This window comes from Kushneria phosphatilytica, from assembly GCF_008247605.1.
Lineage (GTDB): Bacteria > Pseudomonadota > Gammaproteobacteria > Pseudomonadales > Halomonadaceae > Kushneria > Kushneria phosphatilytica.
On sequence record NZ_CP043420.1, the window covers coordinates 1,476,437 to 1,498,319 of the forward strand.

General features: G+C 59.1%; 34 protein-coding genes. 12 read left to right on the plus strand and 22 right to left on the minus strand.

The window, feature by feature from the left end:
• Positions 1–130: 130 nt before the first annotated feature.
• From FY550_RS06595 to ydiJ, 3 genes are all read right to left on the minus strand, one after another.
• Complete coding sequence (locus FY550_RS06595; protein ID WP_070976948.1) at positions 131–640, minus strand: ferritin-like domain-containing protein; 510 nt, start codon at positions 638–640, stop codon at positions 131–133.
• 85 nt (positions 641–725) lie between these two features.
• Entirely contained in the window at positions 726–926 is a 201-nt protein-coding gene (locus tag FY550_RS06600; protein ID WP_070976953.1) for a DUF2905 domain-containing protein, read from the minus strand.
• A gap of 28 nt (positions 927–954) precedes the next feature.
• Positions 955–4,035 (minus strand): D-2-hydroxyglutarate dehydrogenase YdiJ, encoded by a 3,081-nt coding sequence (gene ydiJ, locus FY550_RS06605; protein WP_070976957.1) that lies wholly within the window; start codon positions 4,033–4,035, stop codon positions 955–957.
• A gap of 241 nt (positions 4,036–4,276) precedes the next feature.
• Here ydiJ and serS point away from each other — a divergent pair, with 241 nt between their 5' ends.
• Both serS and cobA read left to right on the plus strand, forming a co-directional pair.
• Positions 4,277–5,560 carry a serine--tRNA ligase gene (gene serS / locus FY550_RS06610; RefSeq protein WP_070976961.1) on the plus strand — a complete coding sequence of 428 codons (1,284 nt, stop codon included), beginning with the start codon at positions 4,277–4,279 and terminating at the stop codon, positions 5,558–5,560.
• An 84-nt stretch (positions 5,561–5,644) separates the two neighbouring features.
• On the plus strand, positions 5,645–6,832 hold the full coding sequence (gene cobA / locus FY550_RS06615; RefSeq protein WP_325062981.1) for a uroporphyrinogen-III C-methyltransferase: 1,188 nt from the start codon (positions 5,645–5,647) through the stop codon (positions 6,830–6,832).
• Positions 6,833–6,894: 62 nt separating this feature from the next.
• Here cobA and FY550_RS06620 read toward each other — a convergent pair whose 3' ends face one another.
• The 8 genes from FY550_RS06620 to FY550_RS06655 form a co-directional block, all read right to left on the minus strand.
• A complete protein-coding gene (locus FY550_RS06620) occupies positions 6,895–7,098 on the minus strand; it encodes a hypothetical protein (protein ID WP_070976964.1) in 204 nt (67 codons plus the stop codon).
• Position 7,099: 1 nt separating this feature from the next.
• Positions 7,100–7,315 carry a hypothetical protein gene (locus FY550_RS06625; RefSeq protein WP_070976967.1) on the minus strand — a complete coding sequence of 72 codons (216 nt, stop codon included), beginning with the start codon at positions 7,313–7,315 and terminating at the stop codon, positions 7,100–7,102.
• A gap of 128 nt (positions 7,316–7,443) precedes the next feature.
• The gene (locus tag FY550_RS06630) at positions 7,444–7,779 is read right to left on the minus strand and encodes a hypothetical protein (protein ID WP_149054434.1); all 336 of its coding nucleotides are present in this window, start codon (positions 7,777–7,779) and stop codon (positions 7,444–7,446) included.
• Positions 7,780–7,826: 47 nt separating this feature from the next.
• A complete protein-coding gene (locus tag FY550_RS06635; protein WP_139148629.1) occupies positions 7,827–8,030 on the minus strand; it encodes a hypothetical protein in 204 nt (67 codons plus the stop codon).
• Between the two features lie 588 nt (positions 8,031–8,618).
• A complete protein-coding gene (locus FY550_RS06640) occupies positions 8,619–9,926 on the minus strand; it encodes an arsenic transporter (RefSeq protein ID WP_070976979.1) in 1,308 nt (435 codons plus the stop codon).
• Between the two features lie 14 nt (positions 9,927–9,940).
• A complete protein-coding gene (gene arsH, locus FY550_RS06645) occupies positions 9,941–10,657 on the minus strand; it encodes an arsenical resistance protein ArsH (RefSeq protein WP_070976983.1) in 717 nt (238 codons plus the stop codon).
• Positions 10,654–11,067 (minus strand): arsenate reductase (glutaredoxin), encoded by a 414-nt coding sequence (arsC, locus tag FY550_RS06650; protein ID WP_149054435.1) that lies wholly within the window; start codon positions 11,065–11,067, stop codon positions 10,654–10,656. The genes arsH and arsC overlap by 4 nt, the downstream gene beginning before the upstream one ends.
• A complete protein-coding gene (locus tag FY550_RS06655; protein WP_233350289.1) occupies positions 11,064–11,411 on the minus strand; it encodes an ArsR/SmtB family transcription factor in 348 nt (115 codons plus the stop codon). The genes arsC and FY550_RS06655 overlap by 4 nt, the downstream gene beginning before the upstream one ends.
• A 546-nt stretch (positions 11,412–11,957) precedes the next feature.
• Between FY550_RS06655 and FY550_RS06660 the strand changes: the two genes are divergently transcribed.
• Both FY550_RS06660 and FY550_RS06665 read left to right on the plus strand, forming a co-directional pair.
• Entirely contained in the window at positions 11,958–12,476 is a 519-nt protein-coding gene (locus FY550_RS06660; protein ID WP_070976991.1) for a GNAT family N-acetyltransferase, read from the plus strand.
• A gap of 63 nt (positions 12,477–12,539) precedes the next feature.
• The gene (locus FY550_RS06665; RefSeq protein ID WP_149054436.1) at positions 12,540–12,746 is read left to right on the plus strand and encodes a hypothetical protein; all 207 of its coding nucleotides are present in this window, start codon (positions 12,540–12,542) and stop codon (positions 12,744–12,746) included.
• Here the strand turns inward: FY550_RS06665 and FY550_RS06670 are convergent.
• The 11 genes from FY550_RS06670 to FY550_RS06725 all read right to left on the minus strand — a co-directional run bounded on the left by FY550_RS06670 (position 12,719) and on the right by FY550_RS06725 (position 18,550).
• The gene (locus FY550_RS06670; protein ID WP_070976996.1) at positions 12,719–13,885 is read right to left on the minus strand and encodes a site-specific integrase; all 1,167 of its coding nucleotides are present in this window, start codon (positions 13,883–13,885) and stop codon (positions 12,719–12,721) included. The genes FY550_RS06665 and FY550_RS06670 overlap by 28 nt on opposite strands.
• A 156-nt stretch (positions 13,886–14,041) precedes the next feature.
• Complete coding sequence (locus tag FY550_RS06680; RefSeq protein ID WP_070976999.1) at positions 14,042–14,371, minus strand: hypothetical protein; 330 nt, start codon at positions 14,369–14,371, stop codon at positions 14,042–14,044.
• Positions 14,358–14,591, minus strand: a complete 234-nt coding sequence (locus FY550_RS06685) for a hypothetical protein (protein ID WP_070977002.1) — start codon at positions 14,589–14,591, stop codon at positions 14,358–14,360. Before FY550_RS06685 ends, FY550_RS06680 begins: the two co-directional genes overlap by 14 nt.
• Positions 14,588–15,052 carry a hypothetical protein gene (locus FY550_RS06690; protein ID WP_070977005.1) on the minus strand — a complete coding sequence of 155 codons (465 nt, stop codon included), beginning with the start codon at positions 15,050–15,052 and terminating at the stop codon, positions 14,588–14,590. Before FY550_RS06690 ends, FY550_RS06685 begins: the two co-directional genes overlap by 4 nt.
• Positions 15,045–15,701, minus strand: a complete 657-nt coding sequence (locus FY550_RS06695) for a J domain-containing protein (RefSeq protein ID WP_070977012.1) — start codon at positions 15,699–15,701, stop codon at positions 15,045–15,047. Before FY550_RS06695 ends, FY550_RS06690 begins: the two co-directional genes overlap by 8 nt.
• 699 nt (positions 15,702–16,400) lie before the next feature.
• Positions 16,401–16,682: a hypothetical protein gene (locus FY550_RS06700; RefSeq protein ID WP_070977015.1), complete on the minus strand. Its 282-nt coding sequence runs from the start codon at positions 16,680–16,682 to the stop codon at positions 16,401–16,403.
• Complete coding sequence (locus FY550_RS06705) at positions 16,679–16,861, minus strand: hypothetical protein (RefSeq protein WP_070977020.1); 183 nt, start codon at positions 16,859–16,861, stop codon at positions 16,679–16,681. The genes FY550_RS06700 and FY550_RS06705 overlap by 4 nt, the downstream gene beginning before the upstream one ends.
• Positions 16,861–17,061 (minus strand): hypothetical protein, encoded by a 201-nt coding sequence (locus tag FY550_RS06710; protein ID WP_070977023.1) that lies wholly within the window; start codon positions 17,059–17,061, stop codon positions 16,861–16,863. The genes FY550_RS06705 and FY550_RS06710 overlap by 1 nt, the downstream gene beginning before the upstream one ends.
• Positions 17,058–17,261, minus strand: a complete 204-nt coding sequence (locus tag FY550_RS06715; protein WP_070977026.1) for a hypothetical protein — start codon at positions 17,259–17,261, stop codon at positions 17,058–17,060. Before FY550_RS06715 ends, FY550_RS06710 begins: the two co-directional genes overlap by 4 nt.
• Complete coding sequence (locus tag FY550_RS06720; protein WP_084387963.1) at positions 17,261–17,659, minus strand: helix-turn-helix domain-containing protein; 399 nt, start codon at positions 17,657–17,659, stop codon at positions 17,261–17,263. Before FY550_RS06720 ends, FY550_RS06715 begins: the two co-directional genes overlap by 1 nt.
• 141 nt (positions 17,660–17,800) lie before the next feature.
• The gene (locus tag FY550_RS06725) at positions 17,801–18,550 is read right to left on the minus strand and encodes a S24 family peptidase (RefSeq protein ID WP_070977030.1); all 750 of its coding nucleotides are present in this window, start codon (positions 18,548–18,550) and stop codon (positions 17,801–17,803) included.
• A gap of 88 nt (positions 18,551–18,638) precedes the next feature.
• Between FY550_RS06725 and FY550_RS06730 the strand changes: the two genes are divergently transcribed.
• From FY550_RS06730 to FY550_RS06765, 8 genes are read left to right on the plus strand one after another with little or no spacing between them, the layout of a single operon-like run.
• Positions 18,639–18,842, plus strand: coding sequence for a Cro/CI family transcriptional regulator (locus FY550_RS06730; RefSeq protein ID WP_070977034.1), 204 nt, complete (start codon positions 18,639–18,641; stop codon positions 18,840–18,842).
• A gap of 40 nt (positions 18,843–18,882) precedes the next feature.
• Positions 18,883–19,170 carry a hypothetical protein gene (locus FY550_RS06735; protein ID WP_070977038.1) on the plus strand — a complete coding sequence of 96 codons (288 nt, stop codon included), beginning with the start codon at positions 18,883–18,885 and terminating at the stop codon, positions 19,168–19,170.
• Complete coding sequence (locus FY550_RS06740) at positions 19,167–19,412, plus strand: hypothetical protein (protein WP_070977041.1); 246 nt, start codon at positions 19,167–19,169, stop codon at positions 19,410–19,412. The genes FY550_RS06735 and FY550_RS06740 overlap by 4 nt, the downstream gene beginning before the upstream one ends.
• A complete protein-coding gene (locus FY550_RS06745; protein ID WP_070977044.1) occupies positions 19,412–20,329 on the plus strand; it encodes a DnaT-like ssDNA-binding domain-containing protein in 918 nt (305 codons plus the stop codon). The genes FY550_RS06740 and FY550_RS06745 overlap by 1 nt, the downstream gene beginning before the upstream one ends.
• A complete protein-coding gene (locus FY550_RS06750) occupies positions 20,322–20,960 on the plus strand; it encodes a replication protein P (protein ID WP_070977047.1) in 639 nt (212 codons plus the stop codon). The genes FY550_RS06745 and FY550_RS06750 overlap by 8 nt, the downstream gene beginning before the upstream one ends.
• A gap of 2 nt (positions 20,961–20,962) precedes the next feature.
• Positions 20,963–21,301, plus strand: a complete 339-nt coding sequence (locus tag FY550_RS06755) for a helix-turn-helix domain-containing protein (protein WP_070977050.1) — start codon at positions 20,963–20,965, stop codon at positions 21,299–21,301.
• Positions 21,298–21,570: a hypothetical protein gene (locus FY550_RS06760; RefSeq protein ID WP_070977054.1), complete on the plus strand. Its 273-nt coding sequence runs from the start codon at positions 21,298–21,300 to the stop codon at positions 21,568–21,570. The genes FY550_RS06755 and FY550_RS06760 overlap by 4 nt, the downstream gene beginning before the upstream one ends.
• Positions 21,567–21,782: a hypothetical protein gene (locus tag FY550_RS06765; RefSeq protein WP_139148631.1), complete on the plus strand. Its 216-nt coding sequence runs from the start codon at positions 21,567–21,569 to the stop codon at positions 21,780–21,782. The genes FY550_RS06760 and FY550_RS06765 overlap by 4 nt, the downstream gene beginning before the upstream one ends.
• Positions 21,783–21,883 lie beyond the last annotated feature (101 nt).

Below are 21,883 nucleotides of genomic sequence, written 5' to 3' on the forward strand. Positions count from 1 at the left end.
GCGCAGACGATGCTTGCAATACAGGTGGGCCAGCCCCTGGTGGGTGGGAGGACGGTTTTTGATTGGTGGGGTAAATGAAAACGGCTACCCGGGTATCGGGTAGCCGTAGGAAATACCTGAACAGGCAGGGTCAGCGCTTGGCAGTCTGCTCGTCGCTGGCATCGCGCTCGAGATACTGGCGGGTGATAGCGGGCAGCTGTTCCTCGAGCCAGCCAGCCATGGCCTTTTCCTGTTCCAGGATACCTTCACAGATACGCCGGGTTTCCTGGTCATCGACAGCCTCGGCGGCGGCAATGAGTGCCTTGTAGGTCGATATTTCGAAATGCTCGAAGGCGTAGCTGGCCTGACCACCCTTGACGACTTCATCACTAGCCATCGAGCCACCCAGAGCCTGCCCCATGGCCGCCAGCTTGCCGCCCATATCCTTGAAGCCTGAGGTGGTTCCGCCGAGTCGTTCGATACAGCCCTTGATCTGGGCGGCCTGATCACAGGTTTCATCAATATGCTGTTCGATACGCTTGTGCAATTCTGGATAGTGCTCGATGCGACTTGCCTGGCCTCTGAGCATTTGCTCGGCCTGCTCTTCCATGGCGTGGGCATCCCTGAGCCACTGCAAGAGACGTTCTTCTGCCCTGGTCATTTTTTGCTCCTTAAAAAAGACCGGATGAGTGCTGCTCTTACAGAATAGATGCTGTACAGACGGCCGCCAGCATCAGCGGAACTCTTCAATGGCCGAATAACCACAGCACCAGCGAGATCGTCACGCTGATCAGAATCATGGTGGTGATTGGAAAGAAGACGCTGAAATTCTCGCGCCGGATCACGATATCACCAGGCAGATGCCCCAGCGGCAGCCGGCTCAGCCAGGGCCAGAGGAGACCGGCGATCACGATCAGAACGCCGATAATGATCAGAGGTCGTGACATGAGCGTGTCTCCTCGATGGTAGATCCTGTCAGGCAGAAACCAGCGTTCTCAACAGCGCCTGGGCGGGGTGTTGCAGCTGTTGCCGTGAGAACCGTTTAACCTGGCTGCGACAGGAGTAACCGGTCGCCAGCAATCTGTCCTGGTGCTCGCTCTGCTCGACGATCGGTTGCCACGATAGTCCGTAGATCGTCTCTGAGGTATCGCGATGGTGTGCCTCGTGACCATAGGTGCCTGACATGCCGCAGCAGCCGCTACCCACCAGTTCGAGTTTGAGACCGAAAGCATTGAAAACCTGCTGCCAGGCTTGCCCGCTCCCCGGCGCATTGGTTTTCTCGGTACAGTGGCTGAGCAACTGCCAGGGTGCGAGCGGATTCTGCTCGGCAACACGGCCGTGTCGGCTTAGTGTGTGGCGCTGGGTCAGCAGCCACTCCTGTAGCAGCATGACCTTGGGTACGGCTTGTTCACCCAGGGTTTTGGGGTACTCCTGACGGTAGATCAGCGTCATGGCCGGATCGATACCCACCAGTGGCACGCCGAAGCGAGCCAGCGAGCGTAGCCGCTCGGCCTGATAGCGCGCGGTGCGCTCGAAGCGGCCCAGCATGCCAAGTACTTCGCTGGGTTTACCGCCGGGATGGTAGGGCGCCACGAAGACGCGAATGTCGAGCCGTGCCAGCAGGTCAACGATATCGCGCACGACAGCGGCATCGAAATGGCTGGTGAAGGTGTCCTGCACCAGAATCACGCTTTCTGTTTTCTGCCGCTCGGTCAATCGACCCAGCGTGGTGGGGGTGGCCGGTGGGATTCCCCACGCCTCGAGTTGCTGGTCGAGGCGGTCGACCGACAGGGTGGGTGCATCGACCAGGCCGATGGTGCGCTTGAGCGTGCGTTGCACCCAGTGCTGTGCCAGCAGTCCGTTGTAGAGTGGCGCAATGCGGGCAAGCCATGGGGTCAGTGTTTCCAGTGAGCCCAGTAGATGATCGCGAGCGGGGCGCAGATAGCGGCCGTAATAGAGCTCGAGAAAGCGGCTGCGAAAATCCGGGACGTTCACCCGGATCGGACACTGGCCGGCGCAGGACTTGCAGGACAGGCAGCCATCCATGGCGTCATGCACCTCATGGGAAAAATCCTCCCCGCCTCGCAGAGTGTTGCGAAGCCGGTTTGGCCAGGCCAGCAGGTGTTGCCACAGTGAGCGATGACGAAGTGCCTGTGACTCTGCCAGTACATCGACGCCGTCGTTGCCCTGTCGGCGCAACCACTCGCGCATCAGGCTGGCGCGACCCTTGGGGGAGTGAACACGCTCTCGAGTGGCTTTCCATGAGGGGCACATGGCGTCATTCGGATCGTAGTTGTAACAGGCGCCATTGCCATTGCAGTAAACGGCACTCTCATAGCGTTCCCAGACCCGCTCATCGATCTGGCGATCCTGCTCGCCACGGGTAGGTACGCCATCGATGCGCAGTAGTTCATCATGACTGTCGAGCGGGGTGGCGATCTTGCCGGGATTGAGCTGATTACGTGGATCGAAAGCGGTTTTTACCTGCTGCAGTACCGGATAGAGCTCACCAAAAAAAGCCGGCGTATATTCCGACCGCACGCCCTTGCCATGTTCGCCCCACAGCAGCCCACCGTAGTGCCGGGTCAGTTCGACCACGCGATCGGAAATGAGGCGGATCAGCGCAGCCTGCTCGGGATCTTTCATGTCGATGGCTGGTCGCACATGCAGCACACCGGCATCGACATGACCGAACATGCCGTACTCCAGCCCATGCTCATCGAGCAGGGCGCGAAAGGCCTCGATATATTCGGCAAGGTGCTCCGGCGGCACGGCGGTATCTTCGACAAAGGGGATCGGCCGACGCTCGCCTCGAGTATTGCCGAGCAGCCCAACGGCACGTTTGCGCATGCCGTAGATGGGCGTCATTTTTTCACGCCCGCGGGCAATGGTATGGCCCAGCCGCGTAACGCTGGTGTCTTCTTCCAGTTGACGAACGAAGGCTTCGATGCGGGCTTCCAGTCGCTGCTCGTCATCATCGTTGAACTCGACCAGATTGATGCCACGCACAGCAGGTGAGCCGTCGTCACCGGGGGGGAAATACTCTGCCACACTGTCCCAGACGATATCCTCCATCGCCAGCATCAGCACCTTGTCATCGACGGTCTCGATCGAAGTAGGTGCGTCGATTGCATCATCCTCACCCATCAGCGTGCGAGCATCGCGAAGGGCATCCATGAAACCGGCGTAGCGGACATTGATGAGCGCGGAGTGCCGGGGTAGCGGCAGAACGTTGAGCGTGGCCTCGGCGATGAAACCCAGTGAGCCTTCCGAACCGCACAGCAGACTGTTGAGATCGAGCCGCCCCTGCTCGTCACGCAGATGCGCCAGATCGTAACCGGTCAAACAGCGGTTGAGCGGCGGAAAGCACTCCGCAATGGTTTTGCTGTGGGTGTCGATAATGTTGCGAGCAGTGCGATGGATATCGGCGATGCGGTCGCTGCCACTGCAGAGCTCGTCGAGTTCTGCTTCTTCCCGCGCCCGGCTGGTGAAGCGCTCGCCACCGACAAGTACCGTGTCGAGTTCGAGCACATGATCGCGGGTCTTGCCGTAGGCGCGTGACCCCTGACCGCTGGCGTCGGTACTGACCATGCCGGCAATGGTGGCGCGATTGGAAGTTGACAGCTCCGGGGCAAAGAAAAGCCCATGCGGACGCAACGCTGCATTGAGCTGATCCTTGACCACTCCGGCCTGCACGCGTACCCGATGGTTCTCGGCATCGATCTCGAGGATATGATGCATGTGACGGGTGACATCCACCACGATGGCATCCGTCAGTGACTGGCCATTGGTGCCGGTGCCGCCACCACGAGGTGCGACCACGATATCCTGAAAGTCCTTCTCGGCCATCAGCCGGGCGATCAGTGCCAGATCATCACCATCGAGAGGGTAGAGCACGGCCTGAGGCAGACGCTGATAGATGGAGTTATCGGTCGCCAGCACTGTGCGATTGGCGTGGTCGGCGGCAATATCGCCGCGGAAACCATGCGCTTTCAGACTGTCGAGAAAGTGCTGGTAGTGCTGCTCCAGAGCGGGGGCATCGAGCGTTTCGATCATGGGTATCGTCAGTTGGCCGGAGAAGAGCCGCCAGGCGGTAGCTCGGTCAATCCTGTGAGTGATCGGAATATCCTGACGCCAGCAGCGTCGGGGTGCAATGGCAGGTGGTGCCGGGGCGGGGATGGTTGTGACGCGGGGAATTTTCTACAATGAGCGCTTTCCCGCTGGTTGGCACTGACAGTCACCTGCTGTCGGAGCCGGCGCTTTTCCTCATTTCGGACTCAATCGGATCGTATTTGCCATGCTCGACCCCAAGCTGCTGCGCAGTGATCTCGACAATGTCGCTGCCCGTCTCGCCCGCCGCGGTTATGCGCTGGATGTCGATCGGATGAAGACGCTCGAAGCGCGTCGCCGTGAACTGCAGACGCGTACTGAAGAGCTGCAGGCCGAGCGTAATGCTCGTTCCAAATCCATTGGTCAGGCCAAGGCGCGTGGAGAGGATATCGAACCGCTTCTGACCGAGGTCAGTGATCTGGGGGAGCGACTGGAAGCTTCGAGCAGTGAGCTGGCAGAGATTCAGGCGCAGTTTGATACGATTGTCACGGGCATTCCCAATTTGCCACATGAGAGCGTGCCCAGTGGTCAGGATGAGGATGATAATGTCGAACAGCACCGCTGGGGCACACCACGCGAATTCGATTTCACGGTGCGGGATCATACCGACCTGGGGGCGCTGCACGGCTATCTCGATTTCGAGCTGGCGACCAAACTGACCGGCTCGCGCTTTGCCGTGATGCGCGGACCCATCGCTCGGCTGCACCGCGCGCTGGCGCAGTTCATGCTTGATATGCAGACGCAGCAGCATGGCTATGAAGAGTTCCAGGTACCCTATATCGTCAATGAGGATTCGCTGTTCGGTACCGGCCAATTGCCCAAGTTCGGCGATGACCTGTTCCGGCTGGAAGGGGACCAGAACTACTATCTGATTCCTACGGCGGAAGTGCCGCTGACCAATATCGTACGTGACGAGATTCTCGATGCCGCGCGTTTGCCGTTGCGCATGACAGCGCACACGCCCTGCTTTCGCAGCGAGGCAGGCGCCTATGGTCGCGATACCCGTGGCATGATTCGCCAGCACCAGTTCGACAAGGTCGAGATGGTGCAGGTGGTGCATCCCGAGCGCTCCTACGAAGCCCTTGAGGAGATGCGTGGTCACGCCGAAGCGATTTTGCAGGCACTGGAGCTGCCTTATCGCACCGTACTGCTGTGTACCGGTGATATGGGGGCGGCAGCGGCCAAGACCTATGATCTGGAAGTCTGGCTGCCAAGCCAGAATACCTATCGCGAGATATCCTCGATCTCCAATACGGAAGACTTTCAGGCGCGGCGCATGCATGCACGCTTCCGCGATCAGGGTCAGAAGAAGCCGACGCTGGTTCACACCCTGAATGGCTCGGGCCTTGCGATTGGTCGCTGCCTGCTGGCGGTCATGGAGAACAATCAGCAAGCTGATGGTTCGATCCGGATTCCCGAGGCACTGCGTCCATGGATGAATGGTGCCGAAGTCATCAATACGCCTGAATGACACTCCCGTGAGCCTGGCCTGGGCGTATGGCGTCCGGGTGGGTATCATGGTGACTTTCATCCACGCCAACCGATCTGATCGCCCATGGAAATGCTGACTCTGCAGTTGGATCCTCGTGTGCTCGATGTTCGCCTGATCGGTGGTGGGCAGGCAGCACTGGCACTGGCGCGTCAGTTGTCCGGTCTGGTAGAGCGGCTATGTGTTCATCATGAGGCACCCATGCCTGGGGTGCAGCAGCTGGTAGCGGAACATGACTGGTCGCATTCCGAGCGAATGCCGTCAGCCGGCCCCGGTCAGATCTGGTTGATTGCGACCGGCAGCGCGCACGAGGATGAGCGCTGGGCGGCCGTGGCGCATCGCGAAGGCGTGCCGGTTCTCGTGCCGAGCCTGCCGGCAGTATCCACTGCACGACTGCCGCTTCGCGTCGGTATTCGCCCGGATGAAAGCGCGCGCCTCGGCATGAGTCGCGGTCACGTCAGCCTTGTGGGGGCCGGGCCGGGCGATCCTGACCTGTTGACCGTAAGAGCTGTGCGTGTGCTGGAGCAGGCCGATGTGGTCATTCATGATCGGCTGGTCAGTCCGGAGATTCTGGCGTTACTCCCGGCGGATACCCGAAGGCTCTATGTTGGCAAGGCGCGTTCACAGCATAGTGTGCCCCAGGAGGGTATCAATCAGGCGCTGGTGGATTGGGCGCAGGCCGGGTTTCGGGTGGTGCGACTCAAGGGAGGCGACCCCTTCATCTTCGGGCGTGGTGGCGAAGAACTGGAAACCCTGGCGGAGGCCGGGCTCTCCTTTGAAGTGGTCCCGGGCATTACGGCAGCCTCGGGCATTTCCGCCTATGCCGGTATCCCGCTGACCCATCGCGAACATGCGCAGTCGGTACGGTTCGTGACCGGACATCTGCGCAACGGCAGCTGCGATCTGGACTGGCCAACACTGGCCGGTGCCGGACAGACCCTGGTGTTCTACATGGGGCTGGGGACACTGGCCGTTATCTGCGATGCACTGATGAGCCATGGAATGGCACCCGAGACACCCATTGCACTGATCGAACAGGGCACGACTGCGCGTCAGCGGGTACACGTTGGTCGCCTGGATGATATGCCCGAGCGCCTCGAACACCTCACGATTGCGCCACCGACCCTGATCATTGTCGGAGGAGTTGTTGCGCTGCACGACTCTTTGGCATGGTTTGCAACGGCCACGGCCCGCAGCCTGGGCTGGGATAGTGGTAAACATCCCACCCCATTGTCACAGGCAGGTTCCGCCTGATCCGATTGTCGGCATGTCTGGCGGCAACTGACTTCAGTAAACCCCTGATGCGACTTCCGGGATCAGTAGAACATTCTGGGCAGGGGCACGTGCTGTGCCAATAGAATCAGCATGCAGAGTATCGAAGGGGCAAACAGCAGAAAGGCCACGAGGCTGAACCAGTACAGGCGCTCTCGCATCAGTGCCAGCCTGAAGCGTCGGTCGTGAATGCTGCGCGCTCTGGCGCGTGGGCGTAGTAATAATGGTAGCCGCCGGGTTTGCGCCATGTCATTCGTCCATCAGTTGAGCCTGAATCAGCGCCTCGATGAGAAAGTCCTCGGTGGCTTCGGGGCGGGTAGCCTTCAGAATAATATAGGCTGTGCGATGAGCTGATTCGAAAGTATTCCAGGCATGATCCGGCGCATCCCTGAACTGATCCAGCCAGTCGCTGACCCAGTCGTGGCAGGGTGTCAGGTGATCCGGGTAGTGGGGACTACACGTCATCTTCTCTACTCCCGTTGCATCGAATCCGGCATACCGGGCGGGTGAGGCGCGCCTGAACTCATATCATGACAGATCGTCTTGCGCTTGTACCATCCTGATCATGCCACCCTGGCAGATGAGGCGTTGATTCAGGGAGAAGTATCCTGCCGGGAAGATGGATGCACCTGCCGATTGGTATCGGGGGAGGGGCGCTGCGCATTGCGACGCTCTTCTCGCAGTTGCTGACGGTCCTGGCGCAGGGACTGTTCTTCGAGTCGCTGCCCGGTACGGGTACCCGCGGACATGCGATGCTCGCGACGATGAATATCAGATTGCAGTCGCTGAATGCGTTGCTGCTGTTGGGCGTTGTCAAAGCGCTGCTGGCGAGCCGAGTCGCTTTGTGAAGCGGTATCTGCCTGAGTGCCCGGCACTGCTGAGACCAGCAGGCAGAGTGTGACAAGTGTATTCCGAAGCGTTCGACTCATGAGTTTTTCCTCGCCTCAGGGCACTCCCGCTGATGTTCCCTTATCGATCAACCAGCGCGCCGATAACCGCGAAGCAGGGAGATCTCTTCCTGAAGAATCAGCTCGCGGGCGGCCTCCCGGAACTCCTTCATCGTGCACAGGCGATGACCATTACGGCAATAAAGCATCTGCTGATCGCGTACCTGACTGCCGGGCCAGTTCAACAATACGCCGCATTCCGGGCAAACGGCGCCATTCAATCGATGCTGCATATTGATTTTCCTTTCGATGGTCATCCCTGCCTGTCCGTGGCAGAGAGTCGAGCCGGCCTCATGGCGCCGATATGTGATCATACCACTGGCATCTGTCTTGCTGCGTACAAAACATGTAGATGAAATCGTCTTTTTTGTACAACTATGGTCTATTGCTGGCGGATGCGATCATGATGCAGCTACCGGATGACATAAACATGACGCCCCGGGTTGGATCAGGTGGTTCGGCGGCTTCTTCAGCTTCGGGTCAGCGACCAGGCAAAAAAATCCGAAAATGGCAGGAACTCGTCGGCTCGTGGGTACTCCAACCAGATAGCAAGACATCCTTCTGGGTTTTGCCCCTCGTAGTGAGGGGCCTTTCTTTCATCCGTGTCATGCCGTAGCGATTCATCGATCACAAGGCGGTCAGCGGTGGAAGCATCCCTGCTTGGCTGTTTCGACCGCTGCCTGTCACAGGCGGCATTCCCTGCGTACTTGTGCCCGACAGTCCTCTGTCGGGCTTTTTTCATTTTTATTGTGAAAAAAACGTAAGGCACTTTCCATTGCTCGCTGTCCTGGCCATGGGCCCAGCCTTTGCCGGTCATCGGCTCAGCGCGAGATGATGGGGAGCCAGACAACCAGGGCGAGCAGAGTGGCCAGCAGTACCGGTGGGGTAATCACGAGTCCGACCTTCATGTATTGCCCCCAACCGATTCGGTACCCCTTGCCAGAGAGAACATGCAGCCAGAGTAGGGTGGCAAGGCTGCCAATGGGCGTGAACTTGGGGCCGAGATCATTGCCGATGACATTGGCATAGACCATCAGTTGCTGGGTCAGATGGGTCACATGGGCCTGGTCGATCGCCAATGCTCCGACCAGAGTGGCGGGCATGTTGTTCATGACCGATGCCAGCAGCGCAGAGGCAAATCCGGTCCCCACGGTTGCGACTACCGGCCCCTGATGGCCTAACCACCTCAGTACATCGGCTGTGTGAGCAGTCAGCCAGGCATGCCCCAGTCCATAGACCACCAGATACATGCCCAGTGAGAACAGCACGATCTGCCAGGGCGCGTGTTTCAGCACGCGGGCAAGCGACACCGTGGGCTGTTGCCCGGGGGATAGCCAGCGCCCGGCAATGGCCATCAGTGCCAGCGCCGCTGCCCCCATGATGAGGGCAAAGGGGACTGTCCAGCGCGCGGTTACGAACAGTGCTATCAGCAGAATGATCAGCAACGGAAAAGCCGCTCGAAACACATGATGGTCACGAATCGCCGAAGCGGGCGTCTCCAATTGCTCGACCGGATAATGGGGCGGGACTTCACGGCGAAAATAAAGCCCCAGCACTACCAGAGTGGCGGTTAATGAGACCAGGTCGACCGGCACCATGACCTGGGCATAGCGGGCGAAGCTGATATCGAAATAGTTGGCGCTGACAATATTCACCAGATTCGAGATCACCAGCGGCAAGCTGGTGGTATCGGCGACGAAGCCGGTAGCAATGATGAACGCCAGTGCTGCCCCGGTACTGAACTCCAGACGAATCAGAATGGCCAGTACGATAGGTGTCAACAGCAGCGCCGCCCCGTCGTTGGCGAATACGGCGGCAATCATCGCACCCAGCATGATGAGTAGCGGGAACAGCAACCGACCGCGGCCGTTGCCCCAGCGAGCGATATGCAGTGCCGCCCAGGCAAAGAACCCGGCTTCATCCAGAATCAGCGAGATGATAATCAGCGCCACGAAGGTGAAGGTGGCGTCCCAGACGATGTGCCAGACAGTCTCGACGTCACCCCAGTTGACCACTCCGGTCGCCAGTGCCACCGCTGCACCTGCCAGTGCGCTCCAGCCGATACCCAGACCGCGGGGCTGCCAGATCACCAGCACCAGGGTGACCAGAAAGATCATGAAAGCCAGCATGAAACCTGTACCTGTCAGTGCGTGCGTTGATTGACGCGCCTTGAGACCTCATCGGCGCTTTCGATTCGCTCCGAATAGCGATCGGTCAGATAGTTCGAACGCCCACGTGTCAGCCAGGTAAACTTCACCAGCTCTTCACAGACATCGACAACGCGTCTGTAAAGTGGCGAATCCTTCATCCGCCCGTCATCATCGAACTCATTGAACGCCTTCGGTACCGAAGACTGGTTGGGGATAGTCAGCATGCGCATCCAGCGTCCGAGAATGCGCAACTGATTAACGGCATTGAAACTCTGACTGCCCCCGGAGACCTCCATGATCGCCAGCGTTTTGCCCTGGGTCGGGCGCACGCCACCCAACGCAAGCGGTATCCAGTCGATCTGCGTTTTCATGATGCCGGTCATGGCACCATGACGTTCTGGCGTGACCCATACCATGCCTTCGCTCCACTCGGCCAGCTCGCGCAGCTTTTGCACCTTCGGATGTTCGGCCTCGCTGTCATCGGGTAGTGGCAACCCGGAAGGATTGAAGGTGCGCACCTCACAACCGAACCATCGCAACAGGTGTCCCGCTTCTTCAGAGAGCAGACGTGAATAGGAGCGATCGCGCAACGAACCATACAGCACCAGAATACGAGGGGCGTGGCGTGGTGCATTCGGGTCAGCCAGGGCATCGACGTCGATGGGCTGTAATTGTTCGACATCGATATTGGGCAACGAAGCTGAGGTCATGGCGCCGAGTCTCCCGGTCGAACGATTTCGCCATCCTCCTTGATGAATTCCTGGATCGGGTGAGGAAGCAGCCCCAGCACTCGCTCCGAGGGCCGACAGAGACGAACGCCCAGATCGGTCACCACAATAGGGCGATTGATCAGAATGGGATGCGCCAGCATGGCATCGATCAATTGGTCATTGGAGAGCGAAGAGTCATCAAGGCCGAGCTCATCGTAGGGCGTGCCCTTGCGGCGCAGCAGCTCCCGGGGCGTGATCTTCATGGCCGCCAGCAGATCGATCAGTTTCTCCCGCGAGGGCGGCGTTTTCAGATACTCGACGACATGGGGCTCTTCACCGGACTGGCGCATCATGGCCAGCGTGTTGCGCGAGGTACCGCAATCGGGATTGTGATAGATCACACTGATCATGAAGAAGGTGCCTTCTCGGATGGGGTGCAGGAGGAGAATTCGTTCAGCAGTGGTTCACACAGCTCAGGCCGCCCGGCGCAGCAGTCGCGTACCAGAAAACCGATGGTCTCCTGCATGCGTATCAGGTTGGCACGATAGATAATCGAGCGGCTCTGCCGGCGTGATATCACCAGCTCTGCCCGAGCCAGTATGTTCAGATGCGCCGAAAGGGTGTTGTGCGGCACCTCCAGCTCGCGGGCGATTTCCCCGGCTGACAGCCCTTCGGGTTCATGGCGAACCAGTAGCCGGAACGTCTCCAGGCGTGTGGACTGGGAAAGCGCCGCAAAAGCTTCAAGGATATCCATTTTTTCCATATGTCGAGACTTACAGACATTTCATGAGGCGTCAATGACTCAGAGTCGTAGAACCTGATAGTAAAAACGGCTAGAGAAGATCAGTTGTGGTTGCGGTTCACGGCCGGGCGTGTACTTTTGCATGTGTGCATAAAAATATTGATTAGCAGAGGTTAAAGCCATGGAATCAGGCGCTGTTTGTTTTGTGTGTGGGGCTCACCAGCTGGTAATGGATTCGGACGTGGACGAAATGAATCCTTCGCTGAATTGCCGTGAGTGCAATAGTTACCTGGGGAGGCTGAGTGATCTCAGGCATGATCTGGGCCAGGATCCGGAACCGAGTGATATGGCCTCCTGAGTATCACAAGCAGGTTTCAGGAAATGCCCGGCGGCGGTCGCGAATCATTCGCGACCGTTTTTGTTGGTGCCCTCTCATCTACCCGGTCCTGGGTGACTTGCAGCTCATGTGTCATGACGTCCTCGAGCCAGGCATATCGAAATACGCCACATGTCGGGTATGAGAATCAAGGCGCTCTTTTAATCTTCATGGAGAGCGGGATGCATTATGAAACCGAGCGGTTGACGCTGCGTATCCCAAACGTCAAAGACGCTGCATATGTTTTTCGTATTTATGGAGATCCAGTCACCAACCAATTCAATCCGGCAGGCCCCCATGCGGATCAGTCAGTGTCGAATCATGTACTCGACACATGGATCGAACACTGGGAAACCCATGGTTTTGGGCTCTGGGCGATAGCCGACAAGGCGGCTCCGCAGCAGGTCATTGGCTTTGGGGGAGTGAGCTGGCTCGACAAGGATGGGTTGGGCACTGTCCTGAACCTGGGCTATCGATTCGCTCCCTCGGCATGGGGGCAGGGGCTTGCTACAGAGCTCGGTCGTGGTGCGATTGATTATGCGCAACAGTACCTGGAGGTCGATGCGTTATATGGCCTCGTGCGTAACAACCACGAAAAATCGATCCGTGTACTGGAAAAACCTGGCTTCGAACATTTTGATCACTTGCACGAAGTACCGGGTGCCTCTCCAAGCCGGGTGCTCAGATTAGTGTTGCGGTGATTGTTTAAGGCTGGAGCCAGTCTGAGTGTGGAGGGCGCAGCTGCCCCGATTGGTCTGGCTATAATGGTGAGCATCGCCATCGTTGCGCCTGAGCAGGATCGGTGGCAGCAGTGGGAGGCGAAAGTTCAACAGGAAAAATCAGTGATGATCGGTATGCCAATCGAAATTGGCGTTCAAGAAAAAGAAGAGATGGTGCGGATGGGGAGACTTGAACTCCCATCAGTTATTTTAAAATCAAAGCCTTACGCATCATTGCTGACAGAATCCTGACTATGCTGACCAAACATTTCGACAGCACGCATTCCAAGTTCCGGTGAGTCATTGGGAATCCAGCGAGCGTAGGTGCGTGCCGTGAACACCACATCCCGGTGTCCCATTTGCCGACTCACCCAAGCAAGCGGCTCTCCTGCCGAGAGCATCATCGATCCGAACGTGTGACGAGCCTGGTACAGCCTTCGATAGCGTACGCCAGCCCTCAGCAATGCAGGACGCCAGATCTTCTCCCTGATGTCGGTATCACCTGAAAACGGTTTCTGGCTTCGTGGCCACAGGAAAATACGTCCTGAGGGATGCATGAAGGTCGCTGCCTTCTGCTGTTTGAGCGCTTCAGCTGCTGGGGGGAGCAGGCTGATGACACGCCGGCCAGCATTGGTCTTGGTGTCCTCTATCTCGCCCCGGGCCGCGGCTGTGATCGATTTCGTGACATGGATCTCCATACGCTGCCAGTCGATGTCACCCCATTCGAGCGCGATGTACTCGCTCGGGCGCATGCCGGTCCAGAAGGCAAACTGAATTAGCGGCCGTGATTCCGGTCTGAGAGCACCGAGGATCGCGGACTGCTCCTCTCGAGTGAACGGATCCGGGCCCGTATTCGCCGGCGCCTCGTTGCGCCGATAGTGCCATCCGTGTAGTGGGTTGGTCTGGAGCAGGTCATCGTGCACTGCATCGGTCAGCGCTGAACGCAGCACGGTCTGGATATTGCTCATCCGTTTATTGCCAACCGTCAATCCGGACAGCCAATCACGCACTTTCGGTCGAGATACTTCAGGCAGCAGGAGATGCCCCAGTTTCGGCACGATCAGGCGTTCAACGATCGTTTTGTAGGTTCGGTAGGATGACGCCTTGAGAGTAGGGCGCTTGTGCTCGAGCCATTGGGCCAGATAGTTATCGAGCCGATCGCTCCTGATGAATTTATGGGCATTCTTGCTGGCGGGGAATGTGACCGAGTAATCGAATGTCCCGTCTTCAATCGCGGCAATCACCGCAGCGCGGTGGCGTGCCGCTCGCTTCAGGTTAGAGGTGGTGGGCTTGAGTTTGAGCCGTTCCCGGCACCGCGTCCCCTGGTAGTAGAAGTCGATTTCGATGGTGCTGGCCGACGCTGACCGTACTCCTTCCGGCTCTCGACCCATTCTTCAAAGCCCCTGATTGATATGAGTATGTTGCCGTCTGGCGCACGTCGGTACTCGAACCCCTCGCGCCAGACTCCTCGATTGATTTTCGTCCGAATCGCTTCTTCCGTATACCCGGTCAGCTCTTCAAAGCGTCGGATCCGCACATAATCCATATCATCCCCCACGCAATCTTTTGCGCTGCTGCCGTTCCCATTCCTGACCTTCCTCAATCCTGCGCTGGCGGTGCGCCTGGACCGCTTCCTGCACGCCGGGCGTTTGCCAGAGCCGATAAAGCCGATCTCGTTGCCGGTCTCGCTGGCGGCGCATCATCGGTAATAGCTCTCGGAGCTCGAGCGGCTCGCCATCCTCACCGACGAGCCCGGTGCCATCGCAGTTGGCGCAGGGCCCGGTGCTGAACATGCCGGACCACTCGCCGCTGCCATTACAGACGGTGCAGGGCGCGGTGGCCGGCTCCTGCCAGTGCAGCGATCTACTCTTTGCCATCCAGCGCGACCGTATTCCGATACTCAATGATCGCGGCCAGCGTGATTTCGCCGCCTACCTCGGTCAGGCTGTCGATGAGCTCATCAAGCGCATCTTGGCGTGCGGCTTTGCGCTCGGCGGTTACTGACGAAGCAAGCTCCTGCAGCGCTTGATAGGCTGCCCGCGCCGCTTGCTCAGAGCTCTGATATGAAATCCGCCAGGCGTGGTAGTCATGCGTCATGCCTCAGCTCCTTCTATTTCGTTGACCCAACGCTGGCAGGGCGATGTGCTGGCGGCAGATGCGTTCCGGATTGTCTCGATTGATGCGTTGCGATAACTGGCGTCATCCAGCACTGCGGTGAGGGCGGTCAGCGATTCAAAAGCGCCGCTGGTCTGCTCGACACGCTGCGCGGCGTGCTCGAGCTGGATGATGCGATAGGACAGCCGGTCGTCGACGCTGGCCAAACGAGCGGCAGTACGCGCATGAGACTCTCGCTCAAACTGCAGGCGGCGCTCGAGCGAGCCGATGCCGTCACGACCGGTAGAGCCGGCGGTGATCCGGCTCATTTCGTTGACAAACTGGTCGATCGAGTAGCTGTCGATGCCTGCCAGCAGCTGGGTCAGTGCCGATCGGGCAAAATCGCGCCCGAATGTTTCTCCCGGCTGAGCGCTGGTCGTGAAGAGGTCATGAGTATCAGTCATTACCGATTTCCTCTTGCGCCTTAGCCCATGCCTGCTGGACTGCGGCAAACTGCTCGCTGCTGCCACCATGATCCGGGTGCGCCCGTTTGATGGCGCGTCGGTATGCCTGACGGATCTCGTCCAGATCATTGCTGTTTGTGCTCAGCACTTCGCGCCAGAGTGCCCGGCCGGATGCCTCCGGTGAGGCCAGCTGGGCGAATCCGGTGAATGCTGCCTGCATCAGCTGGGCATCGTGTCGCTCGAGTGTCCGGAGCGATTCAAGACAGTCGGCGACCGCGGCTATATTGTCGGCAACGCGGGTATAGACATCGCACGGGATGCATTGCTGGCGGCCGTCGAGCTTGAAGTAGACCGCCACGCCCGGGTCTGTCGGCTCACGCTGGCCCGAGCGGGGCATACCGTCATTGCGCAGTGACAGGTTGGTACTGAGCACGATGGTGTCACTGGGTACGCGATACGGCTGGCCGGGTTTTGTGAAGCGGTCGAGCACTTCGATAACCCGGCCGCGTGCCTCGGAGACGCTCAGTTCCTGCAATCCCCAGCCGCTCGCATTGCGTTTCCCGAACCGACCGCGTTTGCGATCCTCGGCAAGCGTTCGCGATTTACCCATCGGCCAGCAAAGCGGGCTGGCGGTGATCGATTCAGCCATGGGTTTCCTCCATGAAGTGCCCGGCGGCTGCGGCAACGCCCAGTGCCGCGAAGATCCACAGCGACATGACACTGCTCCCAGCGAGATACCAGATCAGGACTGTCACGCGTCACCTCCAAAGCGATCGCCTCTATCGAGCGGCCGAACCGATAGCGCGCGAGAGGGGTACAGAACGCGGCCAGACTCATGACGGACCGGTGCTGCCTGCTCTCGGCAGTACCTGACAGCGCTGCTTTCTGCGTGGTCCAGCCCCGTAGCTCTGACGTAAACAGTGCGACGCTTGACGATCTTTCGACCTGTCAGCCGATAGCCGACCACAACCGCATACGGCCACGGCCTTTCCGGATCGCCATGGAGTGGGTGGTTGGCGCTTAATCCCTGAAATGTGCTCATGTCTTTCTCCCTGCGCTTTTCTTCTGCCCCGCGCCTCAAAAGGGCCCGGCCGGAGCCGGGCAACGCAGGGAACTACCCCGTTGGGGCTGACGCGCCATCACGAACGCATCGGTAGTGGTTGAAAACTGGCGTCGGTCCCCACTCCGATGAGCTCGTATGAGTCCATCGGGCTGCTCTGTCGGCCACGGCGCAGCAACCGTGTATGTGGGTGCGTGAACCCTGCCTTGACGTTTACTCACCTGCTGCGCGCTCACCCGAGGATTGGTGGGGTCATAGCTAACGTGCCGGCATCGCGAACGCCCACGCTTACGCATCGTCTTGCTGTCTCAGCTGGTGACGGGCTATCAAGCATGACGCTTCTCCGAGTCTCATGCCGTTCGGCGTGATTCCGGCCCTCGCTTCGAGTGCATACGAAGCTGCGCTAATCAGCTGGCACGCCTGTCGGCGCTCTTCATCACTGAATTGTTCAAGAACACCACTGATCTCGCGGTGGTAGCCGGCCGCATCGATTACGGTCATATGGCTGCTGTCGATCAGCATCCGGGCAAGCTGCGCGCCGCGTGCGGCGGTCTGGTGGTCGATGTTCATGCCGCCACCTGCTGGATCTGAACGGGGCGTTCGACCATGGCGAGCTGCCCGCGGACTGAGGTGAGACGCCAGCCGTAGCGCTCGGCGATTGCAGGCAGAGCGCTGACCAATGTCTGGCGGTGCAGGCGCTTCCGGCCATACGGAGTCAGGATGATGGTGTCAGTCGGGTAATGGCGCATCACGCAACCCTCGGCTTGTCGGTGTGCGACATATCGCGCTGGGCCAGCCAGGCTCGTTCACGTCTGCAGCTGGTGGCCAGTTCGTTCTGGCGCCGCTTGTAGTTGATCGCCGCATGCAGAAGTTCTTCGAGCGCTGCGCCGATCACGATCATCCCGATGATCAGCAGGGCGCCCAGGGCGTAAACGATGATCGGATTCATGCTGCTGCCTCCTGACGCATGTCATAGAACTCCTGCACGGCGCTATCGCGATTGCCCTGCCGGCGGTGCCACGCCTCGAATGAAGCGAAAGCGTCGTAATCGATGTCGGAAAGGTTCATTGAGTCGACGCGGTTGCCGGCACTGGTGTTCAGAATCAGGCGCACGGCGCCGGAGCGGGTTTCGTATTGATCGATATGCATCACGCGGTCTCCCTGTTCGAGCGGACCGACCGGACCAGCTCATGCCGTGTATTGCGTGGCTGACGAACGCGGTACAGGTTTTGCTGTTGTCCGCTCATTACCGTCGCGAACATGAGCAGCAGGCAGAGCGGGGCAATCCAGCCGCGTCGCATGGCCTCGGCAACTGCGCCAGCGCTTCTCCAAACCGCCAGCTTCAGATATGCGCTCTGCAGGCGGTTGGTGACCGTCGCTGGATTCACGCCGTTTGCCCGGGCGATCTCCTTGTGTGTCATGCCGGAAGCAACGCCCATGAGGTACAGCGCTTCGCGAGGTGCCAGGCGGACGCCGTCGCGCTCTGTGATGTCGGCCTTCCAGTGCCCGAATGTGATCGTTTTCTGTTCTGTACTTTCCATCGCCATCAGTCCCCTGCGGTGGGTTTGATGTTTAGAAAAGTATACTTCGCTAAACGCGGAGTCAAGAGTTTAATTCAGAAAACTAAACATTCTGGGTGAAGAAAACCCGCCGTGGAGGCGGGCCGATGTCAATGCTTTTCGAGAGGCTTAAATGTCGCCGTCGTACATGTGCGCTACGTAGCGACCGATAATGCGAATGAACTGGAGGTCATCGCCCTGGATTATCTCATCCGGGTGAGCGGTCTTGTCAGGATTGTCTGACCGCAATATCAGCGATCCATCGAACCGCTTATAGAGCCTTTTGATCTTCACTTCATCGCCATACCCGATGGCATAGACTTTCCCGTCATCGACTTCGTTATGACGTGTATCGATCGTGACCGAGGCGCCGTCCGGAAGAGTTGGGGACATGCTTGCCCCCTTCACGGTGGCGGTGATCAGCTTCTTGGGATCAAGGTGGTGCTGGCGAACCCAGCCAATGCGGTATGCGTTGCCCTGATCTTTCAACTCCTCATGGAACACAAGCTCTCCTGTGCCCGCAGACAGCTTCACGTCAACGCGAGGAACAATGACGTATTCGCCATCTGGCAGGTCTTCCGGTGCATCCCATACGTACACGGGCCGGTTTTCCTGAACGGAGAGATTTTCACCCTGCCTGGGTAGGTCCGTGTATTTCGGGTATGCAGCATTTTCACTATCCCCGTAGAGCAACCATCGCTCAGATACACGCAACTTATCGGCAACCTGGATCAGAGTTTCACCCTTTGGACGAGTTAGCCCTGATTCCCACTGGCTGACAGTTCCCTTTGTCTTGCCCACGGCTTCGCCCAACTGGGGCTGCGTGAGCCCCAGCTCAATCCGGCGTTCGCGTATTCGGTTACCAATATGCTTTTCCATGTTTAGCAGTCTAAACAGAGTGTGGTTTAGATTCTTGATCTTTGACGGTATAGAGCACTAAACTCCCCGGACACGACAGGAGATCCCAATGACCAAACAGGACGTGATCGATCATTACGGGTCGGTAACAGAGACGGCTCGAGCGTTGGGGCGCTCGAAAGGGGCCGTGAGTCAGTGGCCGCCGATTCTCCCGATCAACCTTCAGTACGAAATCGAAGGCCGTACCAGCGGCAAGCTTCGTGCTGACGTCATGAACGATACCGCTCCTGAGGCTGTGGCGCAGCGGGGCTGATCTTACTGTTTGTTCATACAGTTTCCGGAGGGGCGGGAGCATGAGGAATTTTGAAGGCTGGCAGACACCGGACATCCGGGAAGCAGCGTCACGCGCATCAGAGCAAACGGCACGGGCTATTGAGCTGGGTGACAAGCTGGCGGCCGATCGTGCATCAGCGGAATACCACGCAGCCCAGGCCGAGTGTCTGCGCCGCCGGCGAATGACAACCGCCGATCCGGTGGTGCATGCGCGCTGCACCGATTCGCTGAACTGGCACGTCGCCCAGGCGCGTCTGGCCGAGAGCCGGGCGCTTGGCATCGAAGTGACTGAAGGGGTGGTGGCATGAACCTTTACTGCTTCGCAGTTCTCTTCGAGCGCCATTACGGAAACCAGCTTCAAACGAAGCTGAGCTCTGGCTGTACCACCGGAACTGATCCCGAGCAGGTGAAAGGCTGGGTTTTCTCCAATGCAGAGAAAGAGGGGGAGTTGGGTGAGTGGGCAATCCGAAATCTTCAGGTTACCCAGATCGGTGATCGCGCTACAGCAATTGCATTCCAGGAATGGAAAGCACGTCAGGAAGGTGCGTGATGAGCAACGAACGTGCATTTCGCGGGGTCTGGATACCCGCTGAAATCTGGTTATCCCGTGAGCTGTCGCTACAGGAAAAGGTGATGCTGGTGGAGATCGACAGTCTCCAGCATCCGGATCGCGGCTGCTTTAAATCGAATAGCAAGCTGGCGGAGTTTTTCGGCCTCTCTGCATCCCGTGTCTCCGAAATCATCTCATCACTGGCGCGCAAGGGCTTCATCAGCATCAAGACCATCCGCGATGGCAAGCGGATTGTAGAGCGCCGGATCTATATGGCTGACCCATTCGAAAAACCGAATGGGGGTACTCGGAATCCCGAAGAGGGTATTCAGGATTCCGAAGGGGGTATTCGAAATCCCGAAGAGGGGTATTCGGGATCCCAGGAAGAGAGGGGTTCAGGGTTTAGGGGTTCAGTAGAGAACTCTCTCTCTGACGCAAGCGCAGCAGATGCTGATCAATCCGGCTCCGCTGACATCTTCGACCGTGCCCAACAGCTCGACGACAGCGGCGATCAGCTGACGACCGGTGCCCGTCAGTTCCGAATGACCCTCGACTGGCAGCCCGACTCAGCCCTCTGGCAGGCCGAGTGTCAGCGTCGCGGTTTGTCCTCCGATACCGGATACAGCGCATCCGAGCTGGCGGACTTCACTGCCCATCACACCGACACCGGTCGCCGCTACGGCAATCACGCCTGGACATCGAAGTTTGTCCGCTGGGTGCAGGAAAACCGCAAGCGTGAATCCGCACGCCAGAGCCAGAAGCCAGCCAACAATCAGACCTCCGGAGGTAGCCATGCACCTCGCAGCCAACGTCCTCGACAGTATCAATCCGCAGCAGAAGCACGCCGCGCAGCCGAGTCAGGCGGCCAACCAGTCGGAGAGACATTCGACGGGGACTGGGCGCCGGGTCATGGCTGAGGACATGGATCACCTGTTTGACGCCATGCGTTCGATGTTCGGCAACCGGTTTACCAGCCAGTGGGGCGCATATGACGAGGGCGGCGTGTGGCTCGGTGAACTGACACACCTGACGCCGCGACTACTGGAGCTGGGCATCGGCAAGCTGCGGGCACGGGTGCGGGACGCTGCCCGGTCTGGTGATGAGGCCTGGCCGCCTCAGCCGCTGGAGTTCGCTGCACTCTGCGAACCGACCGCCGAGGATCTGGGAATGCCGAGCGTTGACCGGGCTTGGCGGGAAGCCAACGGCCATGCCCATGACCCCGAAGGGCACCGCTGGTCGCATCCGGCCGTTCGAATGGCTGGCCAGTCCATTGGCTGGATTGAGATACACGGCACGACAGCCGCCAGCCGCCGGGAGCGCCTCGAAAAGCGTTTCGCCCGGGAATATCAGGCGCTGGTCAATCGCGTCATGGCGGGCGAACAGTTGGAGGCTCGCGGGCTGCTGGAGAACGACAACGATCGGTCACCGGCGGAACTGGCCAAGCGAGCAGGCGAGGAGCGGGCAGCAGCAGCCGCGAGTGAATATGGGCATCGCATGACAGGCGAGCAGGGTATCAGGTCACTGCGCGCCGCACTGGGGGGACGATAACCATGGCAACACCAATCGGAACGCCGTCAGGCGCGGAGACCAAGCGCGCTGCTTTCGACGCTCACCGGCGTTCGGGCGGCATTAGTCGGCAGCAACTGCGTGTGATGAAAGCGTTGGCCAACTGCCGGGAGGGCGCTCTGACCCGCCAGCAACTGTCTGCGCGGATCCCGATGCCGCTGACCAGCGTGTGTGGGCGGGTTCGTGAATTGCTCGATGCCGGGCATCTGGAGCTGGGTGAGCAGGAGCGTCGTTCGGATGGTCCGGCACGGTCGCGGGTACAGCTGACGAATGCGGGGTATGACGCGCTGGAGCTGATGCTTGAAGCGCAGGAGGAGTCATGAATCAGAAACCGATCGAGCCGGGATGTTTGGCGCTTACAACTGGGCACGTGAACCACGCTGAAAACCGGCACAAGGCCGTGACCGTCCTGTATGACAGCACAGATGAGCATGACAGCCCGCCTTGCACTGTTTGGTGCGTAGAGGGTGCCGTCTATTCGGATCACTTCGGTGCTGGCAAGGCAGACTTTCTTGAGAGAGATCTTCTGCGTATCGACGGCGGCGAGCCTGAAACTTCCGAGATTGAGGAAGATCGAGAGGTGCCAGCATGAGAGTCACGTCGATGGTGCGTGAAGGTCGTACCTATTTCTACGCCGATGGCGGGCGCATCTTTGCCAGCCAGCTCGCGGCACAGTACGGGATCGGCGAGGCACGCGCTCGCAACATGCTCCACGCGATGGCCGACCAGGGTGAGATACGCAGTCCGATGCGCTGGTACCGCGAGAATGTGATGCGCCAGCCGGCACGCAGGGAGGGCGCATGAGGCAACGTCGCACGTCACGCATGCCGCGCCGTATCTGCATTCATTGTGGTCAGTCACTGCCGGTCACGTCATTCGATGGCTCGGCATGCACCTGCCGGAAG

Bases quoted from the DNA above. Each gene is read 5' to 3' on its own strand.
- FY550_RS06595 (WP_070976948.1), bottom strand. From the start codon at position 640: ATGACCAGGGCAGAAGAACGTCTCTTGCAGTGGCTCAGGGATGCCCAC.
- FY550_RS06600 (WP_070976953.1), bottom strand. From the start codon at position 926: ATGTCACGACCTCTGATCATTATCGGCGTTCTGATCGTGATCGCCGGT.
- ydiJ (WP_070976957.1), bottom strand. From the start codon at position 4,035: ATGATCGAAACGCTCGATGCCCCCGCTCTGGAGCAGCACTACCAGCAC.
- serS (WP_070976961.1), top strand. From the start codon at position 4,277: ATGCTCGACCCCAAGCTGCTGCGCAGTGATCTCGACAATGTCGCTGCC.
- cobA (WP_325062981.1), top strand. From the start codon at position 5,645: ATGGAAATGCTGACTCTGCAGTTGGATCCTCGTGTGCTCGATGTTCGC.
- FY550_RS06620 (WP_070976964.1), bottom strand. From the start codon at position 7,098: ATGGCGCAAACCCGGCGGCTACCATTATTACTACGCCCACGCGCCAGA.
- FY550_RS06625 (WP_070976967.1), bottom strand. From the start codon at position 7,315: ATGACGTGTAGTCCCCACTACCCGGATCACCTGACACCCTGCCACGAC.
- FY550_RS06630 (WP_149054434.1), bottom strand. From the start codon at position 7,779: ATGAGTCGAACGCTTCGGAATACACTTGTCACACTCTGCCTGCTGGTC.
- FY550_RS06635 (WP_139148629.1), bottom strand. From the start codon at position 8,030: ATGCAGCATCGATTGAATGGCGCCGTTTGCCCGGAATGCGGCGTATTG.
- FY550_RS06640 (WP_070976979.1), bottom strand. From the start codon at position 9,926: ATGCTGGCTTTCATGATCTTTCTGGTCACCCTGGTGCTGGTGATCTGG.
- arsH (WP_070976983.1), bottom strand. From the start codon at position 10,657: ATGACCTCAGCTTCGTTGCCCAATATCGATGTCGAACAATTACAGCCC.
- arsC (WP_149054435.1), bottom strand. From the start codon at position 11,067: ATGATCAGTGTGATCTATCACAATCCCGATTGCGGTACCTCGCGCAAC.
- FY550_RS06655 (WP_233350289.1), bottom strand. From the start codon at position 11,411: ATGGATATCCTTGAAGCTTTTGCGGCGCTTTCCCAGTCCACACGCCTG.
- FY550_RS06660 (WP_070976991.1), top strand. From the start codon at position 11,958: ATGCATTATGAAACCGAGCGGTTGACGCTGCGTATCCCAAACGTCAAA.
- FY550_RS06665 (WP_149054436.1), top strand. From the start codon at position 12,540: ATGGTGAGCATCGCCATCGTTGCGCCTGAGCAGGATCGGTGGCAGCAG.
- FY550_RS06670 (WP_070976996.1), bottom strand. From the start codon at position 13,885: ATGGGTCGAGAGCCGGAAGGAGTACGGTCAGCGTCGGCCAGCACCATC.
- FY550_RS06680 (WP_070976999.1), bottom strand. From the start codon at position 14,371: ATGGCAAAGAGTAGATCGCTGCACTGGCAGGAGCCGGCCACCGCGCCC.
- FY550_RS06685 (WP_070977002.1), bottom strand. From the start codon at position 14,591: ATGACGCATGACTACCACGCCTGGCGGATTTCATATCAGAGCTCTGAG.
- FY550_RS06690 (WP_070977005.1), bottom strand. From the start codon at position 15,052: ATGACTGATACTCATGACCTCTTCACGACCAGCGCTCAGCCGGGAGAA.
- FY550_RS06695 (WP_070977012.1), bottom strand. From the start codon at position 15,701: ATGGCTGAATCGATCACCGCCAGCCCGCTTTGCTGGCCGATGGGTAAA.
- FY550_RS06700 (WP_070977015.1), bottom strand. From the start codon at position 16,682: ATGAACATCGACCACCAGACCGCCGCACGCGGCGCGCAGCTTGCCCGG.
- FY550_RS06705 (WP_070977020.1), bottom strand. From the start codon at position 16,861: ATGCGCCATTACCCGACTGACACCATCATCCTGACTCCGTATGGCCGG.
- FY550_RS06710 (WP_070977023.1), bottom strand. From the start codon at position 17,061: ATGAATCCGATCATCGTTTACGCCCTGGGCGCCCTGCTGATCATCGGG.
- FY550_RS06715 (WP_070977026.1), bottom strand. From the start codon at position 17,261: ATGCATATCGATCAATACGAAACCCGCTCCGGCGCCGTGCGCCTGATT.
- FY550_RS06720 (WP_084387963.1), bottom strand. From the start codon at position 17,659: ATGGCGATGGAAAGTACAGAACAGAAAACGATCACATTCGGGCACTGG.
- FY550_RS06725 (WP_070977030.1), bottom strand. From the start codon at position 18,550: ATGGAAAAGCATATTGGTAACCGAATACGCGAACGCCGGATTGAGCTG.
- FY550_RS06730 (WP_070977034.1), top strand. From the start codon at position 18,639: ATGACCAAACAGGACGTGATCGATCATTACGGGTCGGTAACAGAGACG.
- FY550_RS06735 (WP_070977038.1), top strand. From the start codon at position 18,883: ATGAGGAATTTTGAAGGCTGGCAGACACCGGACATCCGGGAAGCAGCG.
- FY550_RS06740 (WP_070977041.1), top strand. From the start codon at position 19,167: ATGAACCTTTACTGCTTCGCAGTTCTCTTCGAGCGCCATTACGGAAAC.
- FY550_RS06745 (WP_070977044.1), top strand. From the start codon at position 19,412: ATGAGCAACGAACGTGCATTTCGCGGGGTCTGGATACCCGCTGAAATC.
- FY550_RS06750 (WP_070977047.1), top strand. From the start codon at position 20,322: ATGGCTGAGGACATGGATCACCTGTTTGACGCCATGCGTTCGATGTTC.
- FY550_RS06755 (WP_070977050.1), top strand. From the start codon at position 20,963: ATGGCAACACCAATCGGAACGCCGTCAGGCGCGGAGACCAAGCGCGCT.
- FY550_RS06760 (WP_070977054.1), top strand. From the start codon at position 21,298: ATGAATCAGAAACCGATCGAGCCGGGATGTTTGGCGCTTACAACTGGG.
- FY550_RS06765 (WP_139148631.1), top strand. From the start codon at position 21,567: ATGAGAGTCACGTCGATGGTGCGTGAAGGTCGTACCTATTTCTACGCC.